The following is a 14,698-nucleotide window of genomic DNA, read 5'->3' as shown; positions in this document are numbered from 1 at the left end:
TTATCCCCCCCGCCGGAACATACGGCGCTGGCGCACCAGCATAATCAACATCGGCGCGCCGATCAGGGACAGTACGATGGAGACCCGTAGTTCACCTGCCACCAGAAAACGTCCCAGTAAATCGGCACTCAGCATCAGGATCGGAGTTAAAACCAGCGTCCAGGGCAGCATCCAGCTTAATTCTGAGCCCGCCATGCGGCGGGCAATATGGGGCATCATCAGCCCGACAAAGGCGATTGGGCCAACGGCGGCGGTCGCACCGCCACACAGCAACGTAATCGCTAACAGGCCAAGCAGCTGGGTGCGGATAATCCCGGTGCCGAGCGCCGCTGCAAGCTCACTCCCCATGCTCAAAGTGTTCAGCGCTTTGCTAAGCCACAGGGTGATCAGGGTGCCGAGCAGGATGGGCCATGCCACGGTGCGCACCACGGCCATACTCTGAATGTCGAGTGAGCCAGCCTGCCAGAAACGCAGTTGATCGAACACTAAAGGGTTGAGCAGGGCAATGCCGGTGCTCATCCCTTCCAGTACCGCGGCCAGCGCCACCCCGGCCAGCGTCAGGCGTACAGGGTTAACGCGGCTGCCACCCAATGCCCCTACCAGCGCCACCAAGAGTGAGGCAAACAGCGCACCGGCAAAGGCAAACCACAGATACTCGCTGACGGTGGCCGCGCCAAAGAAGGTGATGCCCAACACCACGGCGAAACCGGCACCGGAGTTAACCCCTAAAATGCCGGGATCCGCCAGCGGATTGCGGGTGAGGGTTTGCATCAGCGCACCAGCCAGCCCCAACGCGATGCCAGCCAGTACGCCGATCAGCGTGCGTGGCAGGCGGGCTTCGGTGATGATCACACAGTCTGCGCCACTGCACTGGCCGCTAAGCGCAGCCATCACGTTGGCGAAAGGAATGGATTTAGCCCCTAGCGACAGGCTGAGCATCATCATTACCAACAGCACTGCAACGGCGCATAGCAGGCCAAGCAGGCGTAGCCAGAAGGAACGGGGTAAACCCAGAAATAGTGTGCCCCGGTGGTCAGGGAGCGGGGAAGAGCAATTAGGTGTAAGCCGGAACATGACAGCCCATTTTTAATTGAACATGAATGATATCTATTATCATTATTGATTGTGTTTATCTATGGTAGCATGGCAGCCTGACCAGCACTAGCGCTGCACTTCTGGAATATCAAGACGTTGTTTGTGGAAGATCAAGGATATAAGTTGTGGTGATAACAAAATGAACAAACCCTCTATTTTGCTCGATTTCAGTCTGCTCAAGACCAACCCCGCGTTTCGCGCCGTATTCTGCGCCCGCTTTATTTCGATTGTGGCATTAGGCCTGATGGCGATCGCCATTCCGGTGCAGATCCAGGCGTTAACCGGCTCAACCCTGTTGGTCGGGCTGGCAGTGACCCTGGCAGGCAGCGGCATGTTTGCCGGCCTGCTGATGGGGGGCGTATTGGCCGATCGCTATGAACGCCGTCGTCTGATCCTGTTTGCCCGTTCAACCTGTGGCGTGGGTTTTCTGGGGCTGTGCCTCAATGCTGCGCTACCCGTGCCTTCGTTGACGGCCATTTATCTGCTAGCGGTGTGGGACGGATTTTTTGGTGCGGTGGGGGTAACGGCGTTGCTGGCCGCGACACCAGCCATCGTTGGCCGTGAGAATATCGTGCAGGCCGGTGCCATCAGCATGCTGACCGTGCGCTTTGGCTCGATCCTGTCACCGGCTATTGGTGGTCTGGTGATTGCCGGGGCCGGTATCAGTTGGAACTATGCACTGGCAGCTTTGGGCACGCTGATTACCTTGATACCTCTCCTCAAACTGCCGCAGTTGCCGCCGCCGCCTCAGCCGCGCGAGCATCCGTTGCGGGCGTTGATCGGTGGCTTCACTTTCCTGTTCCAGAACAAAGTGATTGGCATGGTGGCGCTGATTGGCGCGCTGATGACCATGGCCAGTGCGGTTCGCGTGTTATATCCGGCCATCTCGGGCATGTGGCAGGTTACCACCCAGAGTCTGGGGATCATGTATGCCGCGGTGCCATTAGGTGCAGCGATTGGCGCCTTCACCAGTGGTCGGATCGCTCAGGTGGCCAGGCCGGGCTGGATGATGCTGATAACGGCGATAGCGGCTTTCGCAGCCATTGGACTGTTTGGGTTGATGCCTTGGTACAGCATGGCGCTGTTATGCCTGGTGGTGTTTGGCTATCTCAGTGCGCTGAACTCCCTGCTGCAATATGGTTTGATTCAGAACCTGACACCGGACGCGTTTCTGGGGCGGATTAATGGCCTGTGGACTGCGCAGAACGTGGTGGGGGATGCGCTTGGTGCCTTGTTGCTTGGCGCGATGGGGGCATTTATGCTGCCAGCGATGAGCTCGACCAGTTTCGGCTTTGGTGCGGCGCTGCTGGCTGTGGTGCTGGCGTTTGCCATGCGCAGCCTGCGCAACGTAAGCATGGGCGGGCAGAGTGAAGAACTCCAACCCGCCACCGAGGCTACGGGGAAATAAACAGCTTTTCCAGACGCGTCAGCAAGTTGCTGGCGCTGTAATAATCCAGACGGAAAGTATCGTTCCCCAGGGGATAAACCCGTTTATTCTCCACCGCAGGCAGATGGGCCAGGAAACTGTTGCTCATCAGCCGCTGTGCGTCGCTTTCATCGTTGGCGAATAACAGCAGCGTCTGACCATTCAGGCCTTCCGCCAGGTTTTCACTCCCCAGTTGTACGATATCTTTCCGCGCGCCCTGGCTGGTGCTGGCGTTGAGTTTTGGCGGCAAGGTGGCCAGCGTAAAGCCTAGCTGTTGCAGCAGTTGCCCCTGCGACGACTCGGCGGTCCACAGGTTGGCGTTCTTACCATCGCCGCGAAACACCAGTGCCGTAATGGGCTGTGGCGGCAATGTCATCTGTTGTTTGAGCGTTTTTTCCCGTTGATCAAACTCGCTGACGATCTTCTCCGCCTGCGCTTCATGGCCGGTAGCGACGCCGAGTATTTCGGCCAGCTCCTGCCAGCTTTTATCGTCGTAGTTGACAACCAGCACCGGAGCAATGGCCGACAGTTGATCGTATAGGCGCACCGCAGAGTCAGCTCCAGTCGCTGACATGATAATCAGATCCGGTGCTTCGCCAGCGATCGCTTCGGCATTGGGTTCACCGATATACAACCGCTTCACCCCACGTTGGGCCGCGATCTCTCCCCACTGATGGAAAAAACCTTGTTTATCCGACAGCCGGTTATTTGGGCTGGTGGCTCCGCTGGCGATCACCGGGGCGTCGATCGCCAACAGTGTGCCGGTCACCGTCACGCTGGTGGAGACGATGCGCTGCGGTGGTTGATCAAGGGTAATAACGCCGTGCGAGGTTTCGATACTACGCGGCCAGGTTTGGGTCCCGGCTTGGGCCGCGCTTAACGTCAGCAGGCCAAACAGTGCCAGGCTGAGCCGCAGGGGAATGGACATCAATGAGATCCTTTTAATTTGAATGATAATTATTCATTGGTCTGAAACCAGCAAGTTTACCCCTTAATGTGGGCGAGCAGAAGAGCTTACGTTTTATTGACATGCTCTGTTCTGGCAGGTACTTTATCGCGGATGCAATACAAATGATAATCATTATTATATTGGTTATTATTGATGAAACGAGAGGAAGTACCTATGGACGTAGCCGTTAAGGGCGCTGCGCAAAAGGACCTGCAACAGGGTGTAGAGCTGGCACAGTCCGCCACCGTATCACCGACTTCAGGTTTCTTTTTTACCTCGCCTTTTCGCAGTCTGAGCACCCAAGGATGCTTTGCCCGCATCACCTTGCCAGCGATTGATGGCGATGATCTGCAAGGCCAATTCCAGCAGGCGATACAACAAGCCTTTACGCAGGCCCGCAAGGCCGGCATCAAGGATCCGTTGCTGTGCGGCGCGATCCCTTTCGATACTCGTCAGCCCTCGGCACTGTTTATCCCGCAACAGACGCAATGGTTCGATCGTGAAACCCTGCTGGCCAGCTTGGCACCGGCGACAGGATCGATCCCCGAGATTGTTCGCCAGACCGAATTGCCAGCACAGCCGCAGTTTATGCAGATGGTTAGCGATGCCGTGCTGGCCACCAGCGGTGAGCAACTGGATAAGGTGGTGCTCGCTCGTTTGTTGGATATTGAAACCAGCAAGCCGGTAGACCATGAAGCGTTGATGACGCGCATCATTGCCCAGAATCCCCACGGTTTCCATTTCCACGTGCCGCTGGAAGAAGGGGCGTTGGTGGGAGCCAGCCCGGAGCTGCTACTGCGTAAATTTGGCGACCAGTTCCATTCCAATCCGCTGGCCGGTTCGGCACGGCGCGAAAGCGATCCACAACAAGATCGAGCCGTCAGCGAGCAACTGTTGCTCTCCGGCAAAGATCGCTATGAGCACCAGATCGTGACCGAAGGCATGCGCCAGGTATTGGCTGGGCGTTGCAGTCATTTGCATATTCCCGCGATCCCCGAACTGCTGAGCACCACCACCTTATGGCATCTTTCAACGCCAATCGACGGAGAAGTGGCCAATCGGGCAGAAAATGCTCTATCGCTGGCCTGCTTGCTGCATCCGACTCCGGCATTGTGCGGTACCCCAACATTGGCCGCGCGGGATCTTATCGAACAGCTTGAGCCATTTGATCGCCAGCTGTTTGGCGGCATCGTCGGCTGGTGTGACGCCGAAGGCAACGGGGAGTGGGTCGTTACCATCCGTTGCGGCACCGTCAAGGGTAATCAGGTTCGCCTGTTTGCCGGTGCAGGCATTGTACAAGACTCCTCCCCGCAGTCCGAATGGCACGAAACCGGCACCAAACTCAGCACCATTCTGCGTGCGTTTGGCCTCAATCAAGGATAGAGAGTTCCCCATGACTATTGCTTTTACCCCCTGGCCGGAAGCGCTCGCGCGCCGTTACCGCGAACGTGGCTATTGGATCGATCGACCATTGACCGACATCTTGTCTCGTCAGGCAGACAACGACGCTATTGCCACGATCGACGCACAGCGCAGCTTGAGCTACCGCCAGATGGAACAGCTTTCCGATCGTCTGGCCGCTGCCCTGTTACGACGTGGGCTGCAATCCGGTGATACCGCGCTGGTGCAGCTTGGCAACGTGGTTGAATTCTATGTGGTGTTCTTTGCCCTGCTGAAAATCGGTGTAGTGCCGGTGAATGCCCTGTTCAGCCATCAACGTAGCGAACTGAACGCCTATGCCAGCCAAATCAAGCCTGCGCTGTTGATTGCCGATCGCGATCATGCCCTGTTTGCACAGGATCAGTTCCTGGAAACGTTCAGGGAACAGCATCCTTCGCTGCGAGTGATCGGGTTGCGTAATCAGTCCGAAGGTGAACAAGCGTTGGCTGCCTGGCTGGAGGAGGAGTCTGGCACTTTTGAACCGACGCCAACGGCTGCCGATCAAGTGGCATTTTTCCAGCTATCCGGTGGCAGCACCGGCACGCCGAAGCTGATCCCGCGCACTCATAACGATTATTACTACAGCATTCGCCGTAGCGTGGAGATTTGCCGTTTCGACAGTTCCACCCGCTACCTGTGCGCCTTACCGGTGGCCCATAACTATCCGATGAGCTCTCCTGGGGTGCTGGGGGTGTTCTATGGTGCCGGGTTGGTGGTGTTTGCCAGCGATCCTGCCGCGGCCCAATGTTTCAAGCTGATCGAACAGCATCAGATCACGGTCACCGCGCTGGTGCCGCCAGCCGTTACCCTGTGGCTACAGGCGATTGAAGAGTGGGGCAGCAATCAACCGTTGGCCAGCCTGACGCTGTTGCAGGTTGGTGGCGCCAAACTGGGAGAAACCCTGGCGGCTCGGATACGCAATGAGATCGGCTGTCAGTTACAGCAGGTGTTCGGCATGGCCGAAGGGCTGGTGAACTACACGCTGCTGGATGATGACGATCAACACATTCTCACTACCCAAGGCACGCCAATGTGCCCGGACGATGAGCTGTGGGTGGCCGATGAGCAGGGCAATCCGCTGCCAGTGGGAGAGACTGGCCGCCTGATGACGCGCGGGCCATACACCTTCCGTGGCTATTACCAAAGCCCGGAGCACAATGCCGAAGCCTTTGACGAGAACGGCTTCTATTGTTCAGGCGATCTGATCAGCCTGACGGCGGACGGCTATGTCCAGGTGCAAGGACGGCAGAAAGACCAAATCAACCGTGGTGGTGAAAAGATTGCCGCAGAAGAAATTGAAAACCTGCTGCTGCGCCACCCTGCGGTGATTAACGCCGCCCTGGTATCGATGCCGGATGCGCTGATGGGGGAAAAAAGCTGCGCCTTTGTGATCGCGCACGAGGCCGTCAAACCCGTGGTACTGCGCCGCCATCTGCGTGAGCAGGGCGTGGCCGAATTTAAATTGCCCGACCGCTTTATCCAGGTTGAGTCACTACCGCTAACCCCGGTCGGCAAAGTCGATAAAAAACTGCTGCGTGAACGTCTGGAAGCGCAACAACTGGCTCAGGCCACAGGAGAATAAGTCATGGCGATCCCTAAACTTAACGATTATGCGTTGCCAGCGCCGAGTGAGCTGCCGGTTAACAAGGTTAGCTGGGCCTTCGAACCACAGCGCGCGGCACTGTTGATCCACGATATGCAGCAATATTTCCTCAATTTCTGGGGTGAAGACAGCCCGCTGATCAAGCAGGTGGTTGAGAACATCGCGGCTCTGCGCCGCTACTGCAAGCAACAGGGCATTCCGGTGTTTTATACCGCGCAGCCTAATCAGCAAAGTGATGAAGACCGTGCCTTGCTCAATGATATGTGGGGACCAGGGCTGAATAAGCATCCTGAACAACAGGCGGTGGTCAGCGCATTGGCGCCGGATGCTGACGATACGGTGTTGGTGAAATGGCGTTATAGCGCCTTCCATCGTTCCCCACTGCAAGAGATCTTGCAGGAAAGCGGGCGCGATCAGCTGATTATCTGCGGCGTGTACGCACATATCGGCTGTATGACCACGGCAATCGATGCCTTTATGCGTAATATCAAACCGTTTATGGTGGCCGATGGCTTGGCAGATTTCTCCCGCGAGGAACACCTGATGGCGCTGCGTTATACCGCCGGGCGTTGTGGCCGCGTGGTGACGACTGCCGATCTGCTGCCAGGTATTGCCAGCATTGATGTGCTGCGCCAGCAAATCATCCCACTGCTCGATGAAGACAGCGAAGACATTGGTAATGACGAAAACCTGATCGATTACGGTCTGGATTCGGTGCGCATCATGGAGTTGGCCACCCGCTGGCGCAAAATTCGTGAAGATATCGATTTTATCGCCCTGGCCAAATCACCGACCATCGATAGCTGGTGGGCGCTGCTTTCTGAAAGGAGAGCATGATGGCTAATGAACTGGAATTTAGCGGTAAACGCGTTTGGGTGACCGGTGCCGGGGCAGGGATTGGTTACCAAACCGCGCTGGCATTTGCCCAGAGCGGAGCTGAAGTCATTGGTTTCGATCTGCATTTCGCCGATCTGGACTACCCGTTCCGCACCGAAGTGCTGGATATTACCGATGCCGATGCGGTAGATAGCGTTTGCCAGCGTTTGTTGGCAGAACATGAGCGGTTGGACGTGTTGGTCAATGGTGCGGGCGTGCTGCGCATGGGGCTGACCGATGAAACCAGCAATGCGGACTGGCTGGCCTGTATGGCGGTGAACGCCGGTGGGGCATTTAACCTGTTCCGCCATACCTTGCCGGTTTTCCGCCGCCAGAAGCGGGGGGCTATCGTTAGCATCGCTTCTAATGCGGCGCATGTACCACGCGTTGGCATGGCGGCTTACTGTGCCTCCAAGGCTGCTATGCGCAGCCTGTGCCAAACTGTCGGGCTGGAGATGGCGCCTTACGGTGTACGCAGTAACCTGGTCTCTCCTGGTTCGACTAATACCCCGATGCTGCGCGGCATGTGGCAGGACGAACACGGTGAAAGCAATATGATCAAAGGATTCCCCGACCAGTTTAAGTTGGGTATCCCGTTGGGCAAGATTGCCCAGCCGCAGGAGATTGCTGATGCGATCCTGTTCCTGGCGTCCGATCGGGCTAGCCATATCACGATGCAGGATATTGTGATAGATGGTGGGGCGACGCTGGCGGCTTGAGTTGTTGCTGATGCTTTGATACCGCAGGGGGCCTAGTTGGCTCCCTTTTTGTTTTTTGGGGACCGATGCTGATGCTAGGCTCAGAAGTTAATCTTTGGCACGGACTGTTCCCTCTCCTTGGGGAGAGGGTTAGGGTGAGGGAGATATCACCTTGGCTTGAATAGGTAGGTCAAAAGACGAAAGAGCGTGCATCAGGCACCGGTACGGTGGGTCGTACAGGATGACCGGCCGCCGCCGTTGTCTCGCAAGCGAGACGCGAACCTGCACGCAGGTTCTCACCCACACGACCCTTCTTTGCGTATGTGACTAGAGAGTTTGTTCTTGGGATAGGGGCATATAAACGAAAAAAGCGCCAAAAGGCGCTTTTCTCTGAATGATGGTGGGTCTGGCAGGATGACCGGCCGCCGCCGTTGTCTCGCAAGCGAGACTCGAACCTGAACACAGGTTCTCACCCACACGACCCTTCGTTGCTTATGTGGTAAAGGAGACGCTACGAAAGTGTGGAGCGCACATGCGAAAAAGGCGCCAAAAGGCGCCTTTTTCTGAATGGTGGTGGGTCGTGCAGGATTCGAACCTGCGACCAATTGATTAAAAGTCAACTGCTCTACCAACTGAGCTAACGACCCACGAAAGTGGTTTACTGCTTTTTGAAGCTGAAATGGTGGGTGATGACGGGCTCGAACCGCCGACCCCCTCCGTGTAAAGGAGATGCTCTACCAACTGAGCTAATCACCCACTTCAGGACTTCAGGTACTGCTAAACGAGAGAATGATGGTGGGTGATGACGGGCTCGAACCGCCGACCCCCTCCGTGTAAAGGAGATGCTCTACCAACTGAGCTAATCACCCTCATTCGTTCTCATTTCTTACTGCGTTAACAAGATGGTGGGTGATGACGGGCTCGAACCGCCGACCCCCTCCGTGTAAAGGAGATGCTCTACCAACTGAGCTAATCACCCCGTCTTGTTGGAGTCGCATTATAGGGATAGTTGAAAGTGAGTCAACGGTTTTTAAAATGATTTCAATCGTTCGCCGCAAATTTAGACAGGATGCGATATTTATCGTCGGCCATGACCATTCTTTGCACATTATCATGCGTAACGGGCCGCAAAGCCAACAGGCCATTCGCGTGTCGGCGTTGAGGAATTAGCATGGAGTGGTAGAATGTCGCCCACTATTTTAAATTCCGAGCAATCGTCGGCACTCCGCTGACACGCGTTGCGTAATAAGGCAGTGAACCCAATGAAAATCAAAACCCGTTTCGCCCCCAGCCCAACCGGCTATCTTCACGTCGGCGGCGCCCGTACTGCGCTCTATTCCTGGTTGTTCAGCCGCCATTCCGGTGGTGAGTTTGTGTTGCGTATCGAAGATACCGATCTCGAACGTTCAACCCAGGAGGCTATCGACGCAATTATGGATGGCATGAACTGGTTAAACCTGGATTGGGATGAGGGTCCGTACTTCCAGACCAAGCGTTTCGATCGCTACAACGCGGTGATTGATGAAATGCTGCAACAGGGAACGGCCTATAAATGCTATTGCTCGAAAGAACGCCTGGAAGCGCTGCGCGAGAAGCAAATGGAAAATGGCGAGAAGCCACGCTATGACGGCCATTGCCGCGACAGCCAGTGCAGCCATTCGGCCGACGAACCACACGTGGTGCGTTTCCGTAACCCGCAGGAAGGCTCGGTCATCTTCGACGATAAAATCCGTGGCCCAATCGAATTCAGCAATCAGGAGCTGGACGATCTGATCATTCGCCGTACCGACGGTGCGCCAACCTATAACTTCTGTGTCGTGATCGATGACTGGGATATGGAAATCACCCACGTGATCCGTGGCGAAGACCATATCAATAACACACCACGCCAGATCAATATTCTGAAAGCACTGGGTGCACCGGTGCCAGAATATGCTCACGTATCGATGATCCTGGGTGATGACGGTAAAAAGCTGTCTAAACGCCACGGTGCCGTTGGTGTGATGCAATATCGTGATGATGGTTACCTGCCGCAGGCGTTGCTGAACTATCTGGTACGTCTGGGTTGGTCCCATGGCGATCAGGAAATCTTCTCTATTGATGAGATGAAAGAATTCTTCACGCTGGATGCGATCAACAAATCTGCCAGTGCCTTCAACACCGAAAAGCTGCAATGGTTGAACCATCACTACATTAACCATATGCCGGCGGAAGAAGTCGCCGTGTACTTGGCATGGCATGTTGAACAGCAGGGGATTGAAACCCGTAACGGCCCAGAGCTGAAAGATCTGGTCAAACTGTTGGGCGAGCGTTGCAAAACGCTGAAGGAAATGGCGGAATCCTGCCATTACTTCTACCAGGACTTCAGCGAGTTTGACGCCGATGCGGCGAAGAAACACCTGCGCCCGGTCGCACGCCAGCCGCTGGAGGCCGTACGCGCCAAACTGGCCGCTATTACCAACTGGACGCCAGAAAACGTACACGATGCCATTCAGGGCACCGCAGACGAGTTGGGCGTAGGTATGGGCAAGGTAGGGATGCCATTGCGTGTCGCGGTCACTGGCGCTGGCCAGTCACCGGGTATGGACGTTACCGTCCATGCTATCGGCCAGGCTCGTTCCCTCAAGCGTATTGACCAGGCGCTGGCCTATATTGCCGAGCGTGAAGCCCAAGCTTGACCCCTAACGGTTAAATAAACCGATAAAGCCCTGCGAAGTGATTCGCGGGGCTTTTTTATATCTGGTTTATTTTCTGCCCAAAGCGGCGGTTTTTTAGCATTAAACGCGCTGATTTGGCGGCTTTTTCAGCGCTTGATCGAGGAATTCAATTTAGCCGTTGACAGGGTTTCTGGGGTTTCATATTATGCGCCCCGTTCACAGGATTTTGTGTTTGTGGATTGGGGCTATAGCTCAGCTGGGAGAGCGCTTGCATGGCATGCAAGAGGTCGACGGTTCGATCCCGTCTAGCTCCACCAACCTTTTATCTCAGGAAGGTTGGGGGAATACCGTAACGCACGGTTAACGCGTACCACTTTTGTGGGGCTATAGCTCAGCTGGGAGAGCGCTTGCATGGCATGCAAGAGGTCGACGGTTCGATCCCGTCTAGCTCCACCACAATTTGAAAAGCCGACCCTCGGGTCGGCTTTTTGCTGTTCACCATCGCTCGGCTAGAGATCCAGTGAACGTTTCCACAGCATAAAATCATACTGCTCCAACCGATCGGCCTTCACCTGGTAACTCCCGCTGGCGGTCTCGATAACCTTGGTAAACAGGCCATCGGCAATCGAGGATAGCGGCTGACCTTCAATCACGCCGCCGCAGTCATAATCAATGACGTCAGGCATCCTTGCTGCAATCGCTGAATTGGTCGAAATCTTTAATACCGGCACGGTCGGGTTACCGGTAGGCGTGCCCAAGCCGGTAGAGAAAATCACGACGTTACAGCCTGCGGCCACTAGCCCGGTAACCGCATCCACATCGTTCCCAGGAGTACAGACCAGTGAAAGTCCAGTATCTGGCATGGGCTCAGCATAATCACATACCGCAGTGATCGGTGCCCGGCCTCCTTTCTTGGCTGCACCCGCAGATTTAATCGCATCCGTGATCAAACCATCGGCAATATTGCCAGGGCTGGGGTTGTCTGCAATCGACGTATCAAAAAAGTTGGCCACTGCCTCGTAGCGTTGCATCAATGCAAGAAACTTCTCTTTCAACGGCAGGCTGACGCAGCGTCTGACAATGTCGCCTTCGGCACCGCACAGTTCCGGGAACTCAGCCAACCCTGAAGCCCCTCCGAGGGCAATCAGCCGGTCGGATACCACGCCCATGGCCGGGTTGGCGCTGATCCCTGAAAAACCGTCGGAAGCTCCGCATTTAACCCCGATCTTCAGTCTGGAGAGCGGAACATCCACCCGTTCCACGATTGGCGCATCCCGGATAAGATGGTAGGTCGAGGTTAATGCATCCTGCATCATTTTCTCTTCACTGCTCCACTCCTGCTGCTTGAAGTAGATAACCGGTTTGTCGAACGCCGGATTGCGCTGCTTTAGTGCCTGCTGAAAATCGACAATCCGTGCCTTTTCACAGCCCAATGCAAATACGGTCACTCCCATCACATTAGGGTGATCCGCATAGGCAGCCAATACCTCACACATGGTCATACTATCTGAGGTAGCGCCGCCGCAACCTGAGGTCACGGTAATACAGCGGACTCCGTCCAAATGGGGGAAGGGCCGTGAAACCTCCGGGGAACTAGCGTTACCGGAAGCAATCTGATGGGCAAAGTTCTTCAGGTTGTTATTGCTGTAGCCTAATGCTTCATTCATGGCATCAGTGACTTTTTGTACGTTGCGGTTTTGACAAAACACCAATGGCAGCACTAGCCAATAATTCGCCGTACCGACCCGGCCATCGTCACGCACGATGCCGCGAAACGCGAGGTTCTGCCAGGCCGAAATGTCCGGGTTTTCGAAGTGGTATGTGGTTTCATCTTCCAGAGTGACCGGCGCCGCATAATGGCTGATATTGTCGGTGGTAACGGCATCCCCTTTGGCAATGGGTTTGGTGGCTTTGCCGACCGGCACACCATACAGGGATACAATGTCTCCTACGGCAACGTCCTGAGTCGCAAATTTATGCTTGGCTTTAACATCGCTGTTTAAAATATATTCTTGCTGCTCCCAGGTGACCCGTTGGTCTTTCTTTAAGTCTTTCAGGGCAACAATAAGATTATCTGTAGGGTCAATTTTCAAAATGGTCTGCATACGATGATCCTTTATTATTTTGTGACCGCTTAAGCAGGGATTAATGATGTTGCAGCGCAACCGCCTCTACTGTTTTTCTTTTTGCCAGACCGGCAATCAATAATGCGCAACACACGGTGATTAACGATAATGCCAACAGCCCTGCGGTATCGCTGTTAAACCATTTATCCACTTCGACGCGAATCAACGGTGCCAGGAAGCTACAGAAGGCCCCCATGGTGGTACAGAAACCGATACAGGCAGCCAATGCTGAACCCGAAACGATCTGCGGTGGGAAGGTCCAGAAAATAGGTTGTACCGAGAGGAAACCAATAGCTGACAGGGACAACGCGGCTATCGCCAGGACTGGCCCGGCATAGGCGGACACTGCCAAGCCAATGGCGGCCGCCACCATACAACAGACGGAAATGGTGACTCGGCGGGTAGGCATTTTGTCGGACAGGCGCGGAATGTAATAAACGCCTACGGCTGAACAAGCCCAGGGGATCGCCGCAACCAGCGACTCTTTAAACCCTAAGGTCGACCCCATCAGCGTAGCCACTTGTGACGGCAAGAAGAACATCAAGCCATAGACACTGATTTGGATCGTGCCGTAGATCAGCGCCAGATGCCAAACTTTGATGCTTTTCAGCGCCGTGCTTACGCTGCTGGTTTCGGTTTGCTGTTGCTCCAGAGTCAATTGATCTATCAGGGCTTTCTTTTCACTGGCGCTGAGAAAACGTGCTTTTGCCGGTGAATCATCCAGATAAAACCAGGCAAAGATCCCCATGAAGACGGCCGGTAGCCCCTCAATAAAGAACATCCAGAACCAACCCGGTTTTCCCAGGAAACCGTGCATTTCCAACAAGGCACCAGAAAGAGGGGAACCTAATGTGAGGGCCAGGGGGACGCCAAGCACAAAGATACCGACAACCGAAGCTCTGACCTTGTTAGGGAAGTAAATGGAAGCCAGTAATAGAATGCCAGGATAGAAACCTGCTTCTCCCAGCCCCAATAAAAAACGCAAAACGATAAACTGTGTTTCAGTTTGCACCAGGCCCGTCAGCGCAGACAGCACGCCCCAGAATGCCGTGGTGATACTTAACCATTTTTGCGCGCCAATTTTATTCAGGATCAGGTTGGCGGGAATGCCAAACAGGGCGTAGGCCGCAAAGAATATGCCAGCGCCGAGAGCAAATGCAGAGTTAGACAGGCCGATATCAACCTGCATTGCCTCTTTGGCAAACCCCACGTTGACCCGATCAAGAAAGGCAATAAAGTACAGAATAAACATTAATGGCACTAAGCGTTTCCACGATTTTTTTATCGCAGAGTTCAGTTCAGGATTATCATAAGCAGCAAGCGTATTCATAAATCCTCCGTAATGGAATTAACGTGGTAGATCGATATCGGCGCGGGAAAATATGTTTAAAATCTCTTCCGTCTGTGCGTCTTGCAGCTCATTGAACGGGGGAGTGCAATATACCGAATCAATCACGCCACGCAGTTGCAGCGTTTTCTTGAAGGTGGGTATGAAAGGGTCGTTGACGTTATAAATATCCATCAAGCCATCGACCTTTCGTTGATACGAGGCGACAGCAGCGAGATCGTTGCGGTCAAACGCGTTCATCCATGCCTGGAAAACCTCAGGGCATATATTGGAAAGCCCGCCAATGCAGCCGTCCCCCCCTGATAACACGTTGTGGGCAAAGTTATTGTCATAGCCGGCATAGACCTCAAAATGAGGGATCTCTGACTTGATTTTCTTGATCACCTGAGCGGTGTGCGCGGTATCCGGGATCGTGTCCTTAAGGCCCACAATATTAGGATAACGGTCGGCCAATCTCAGGCTGTAGTGGTCAACTAATAC

11 protein-coding genes and 6 tRNA genes are annotated in these 14,698 nt (G+C 54.8%); 8 read left to right on the top strand and 9 right to left on the bottom strand.

Annotated elements, in window-relative coordinates:
* Positions 1-1,074, bottom strand: coding sequence for a Fe(3+)-siderophore ABC transporter permease (gene fepD / locus U869_RS0117010; protein ID WP_025122170.1), 1,074 nt, complete (start codon positions 1,072-1,074; stop codon positions 1-3).
* Between the two features lie 160 nt (positions 1,075-1,234).
* Here fepD and entS point away from each other — a divergent pair, with 160 nt between their 5' ends.
* Positions 1,235-2,503, top strand: coding sequence for an enterobactin transporter EntS (gene entS / locus U869_RS0117005; RefSeq protein ID WP_025122171.1), 1,269 nt, complete (start codon positions 1,235-1,237; stop codon positions 2,501-2,503).
* Here the strand turns inward: entS and fepB are convergent.
* A complete protein-coding gene (gene fepB / locus U869_RS0117000; protein WP_025122172.1) occupies positions 2,490-3,449 on the bottom strand; it encodes a Fe2+-enterobactin ABC transporter substrate-binding protein in 960 nt (319 codons plus the stop codon). The genes entS and fepB overlap by 14 nt on opposite strands.
* Before the next feature lie 195 nt (positions 3,450-3,644).
* Between fepB and U869_RS0116995 the strand changes: the two genes are divergently transcribed.
* The 4 genes from U869_RS0116995 to dhbA are packed head-to-tail and all read left to right on the top strand — an operon-like array spanning position 3,645 to position 8,108.
* Positions 3,645-4,853, top strand: coding sequence for an isochorismate synthase (locus U869_RS0116995; RefSeq protein ID WP_025122173.1), 1,209 nt, complete (start codon positions 3,645-3,647; stop codon positions 4,851-4,853).
* A gap of 10 nt (positions 4,854-4,863) precedes the next feature.
* Positions 4,864-6,492 (top strand): (2,3-dihydroxybenzoyl)adenylate synthase, encoded by a 1,629-nt coding sequence (locus U869_RS0116990; RefSeq protein WP_025122174.1) that lies wholly within the window; start codon positions 4,864-4,866, stop codon positions 6,490-6,492.
* Positions 6,493-6,495: 3 nt separating this feature from the next.
* A complete protein-coding gene (locus U869_RS0116985) occupies positions 6,496-7,350 on the top strand; it encodes an isochorismatase (RefSeq protein ID WP_025122175.1) in 855 nt (284 codons plus the stop codon).
* The gene (gene dhbA / locus U869_RS0116980) at positions 7,350-8,108 is read left to right on the top strand and encodes a 2,3-dihydro-2,3-dihydroxybenzoate dehydrogenase (RefSeq protein ID WP_025122176.1); all 759 of its coding nucleotides are present in this window, start codon (positions 7,350-7,352) and stop codon (positions 8,106-8,108) included. Before U869_RS0116985 ends, dhbA begins: the two co-directional genes overlap by 1 nt.
* A gap of 550 nt (positions 8,109-8,658) precedes the next feature.
* Here dhbA and U869_RS0116975 read toward each other — a convergent pair.
* From U869_RS0116975 to U869_RS0116960, 4 genes are all read right to left on the bottom strand, one after another.
* Positions 8,659-8,734, bottom strand: a tRNA-Lys gene (locus U869_RS0116975).
* A gap of 33 nt (positions 8,735-8,767) precedes the next feature.
* Positions 8,768-8,843 (bottom strand) — tRNA-Val (locus tag U869_RS0116970).
* Positions 8,844-8,880: 37 nt separating this feature from the next.
* Positions 8,881-8,956 (bottom strand) — tRNA-Val (locus tag U869_RS0116965).
* Positions 8,957-8,990: 34 nt separating this feature from the next.
* Positions 8,991-9,066, bottom strand: a tRNA-Val gene (locus tag U869_RS0116960).
* A gap of 283 nt (positions 9,067-9,349) precedes the next feature.
* Here U869_RS0116960 and gltX point away from each other — a divergent pair.
* The 3 genes from gltX (at position 9,350) to U869_RS0116945 (ending at position 11,200) form a co-directional block, all read left to right on the top strand.
* A complete protein-coding gene (gene gltX / locus U869_RS0116955) occupies positions 9,350-10,765 on the top strand; it encodes a glutamate--tRNA ligase (RefSeq protein WP_025122177.1) in 1,416 nt (471 codons plus the stop codon).
* 220 nt (positions 10,766-10,985) lie between these two features.
* Positions 10,986-11,061: transfer RNA gene (locus tag U869_RS0116950), tRNA-Ala, on the top strand.
* Between the two features lie 63 nt (positions 11,062-11,124).
* Positions 11,125-11,200 (top strand) — tRNA-Ala (locus tag U869_RS0116945).
* 53 nt (positions 11,201-11,253) lie between these two features.
* Here U869_RS0116945 and U869_RS0116940 read toward each other — a convergent pair.
* The 3 genes from U869_RS0116940 to U869_RS0116930 form a co-directional block, all read right to left on the bottom strand.
* The gene (locus U869_RS0116940; RefSeq protein ID WP_025122178.1) at positions 11,254-12,849 is read right to left on the bottom strand and encodes a UxaA family hydrolase; all 1,596 of its coding nucleotides are present in this window, start codon (positions 12,847-12,849) and stop codon (positions 11,254-11,256) included.
* Between the two features lie 40 nt (positions 12,850-12,889).
* Positions 12,890-14,200, bottom strand: a complete 1,311-nt coding sequence (locus U869_RS0116935) for an MFS transporter (protein ID WP_025122179.1) — start codon at positions 14,198-14,200, stop codon at positions 12,890-12,892.
* 18 nt (positions 14,201-14,218) lie between these two features.
* Positions 14,219-14,698, bottom strand: a 480-nt coding sequence (locus U869_RS0116930; protein WP_025122180.1) for a dihydrodipicolinate synthase family protein, incomplete at its 5' end; no start/stop codon positions are given.

The sequence above is a fragment of the Serratia sp. H1w genome (assembly GCF_000633355.1).
GTDB lineage: Bacteria > Pseudomonadota > Gammaproteobacteria > Enterobacterales > Enterobacteriaceae > Chania.
Note: the sequence above shows the minus strand (reverse complement) of the source record. Positions and strands in the feature narration are given on the sequence as shown.

What these genes read in the sequence shown, in the direction of transcription:
- entS (WP_025122171.1), top strand. Translation starts at nt 1,235, where the DNA reads ATGAACAAACCCTCTATTTTGCTCGATTTCAGTCTGCTCAAGACCAAC.
- dhbA (WP_025122176.1), top strand. Translation starts at nt 7,350, where the DNA reads ATGGCTAATGAACTGGAATTTAGCGGTAAACGCGTTTGGGTGACCGGT.
- fepB (WP_025122172.1), bottom strand. Translation starts at nt 3,449, where the DNA reads ATGTCCATTCCCCTGCGGCTCAGCCTGGCACTGTTTGGCCTGCTGACG.
- gltX (WP_025122177.1), top strand. Translation starts at nt 9,350, where the DNA reads ATGAAAATCAAAACCCGTTTCGCCCCCAGCCCAACCGGCTATCTTCAC.
- U869_RS0116935 (WP_025122179.1), bottom strand. Translation starts at nt 14,200, where the DNA reads ATGAATACGCTTGCTGCTTATGATAATCCTGAACTGAACTCTGCGATA.
- fepD (WP_025122170.1), bottom strand. Translation starts at nt 1,074, where the DNA reads ATGTTCCGGCTTACACCTAATTGCTCTTCCCCGCTCCCTGACCACCGG.
- U869_RS0116985 (WP_025122175.1), top strand. Translation starts at nt 6,496, where the DNA reads ATGGCGATCCCTAAACTTAACGATTATGCGTTGCCAGCGCCGAGTGAG.
- U869_RS0116990 (WP_025122174.1), top strand. Translation starts at nt 4,864, where the DNA reads ATGACTATTGCTTTTACCCCCTGGCCGGAAGCGCTCGCGCGCCGTTAC.
- U869_RS0116995 (WP_025122173.1), top strand. Translation starts at nt 3,645, where the DNA reads ATGGACGTAGCCGTTAAGGGCGCTGCGCAAAAGGACCTGCAACAGGGT.
- U869_RS0116940 (WP_025122178.1), bottom strand. Translation starts at nt 12,849, where the DNA reads ATGCAGACCATTTTGAAAATTGACCCTACAGATAATCTTATTGTTGCC.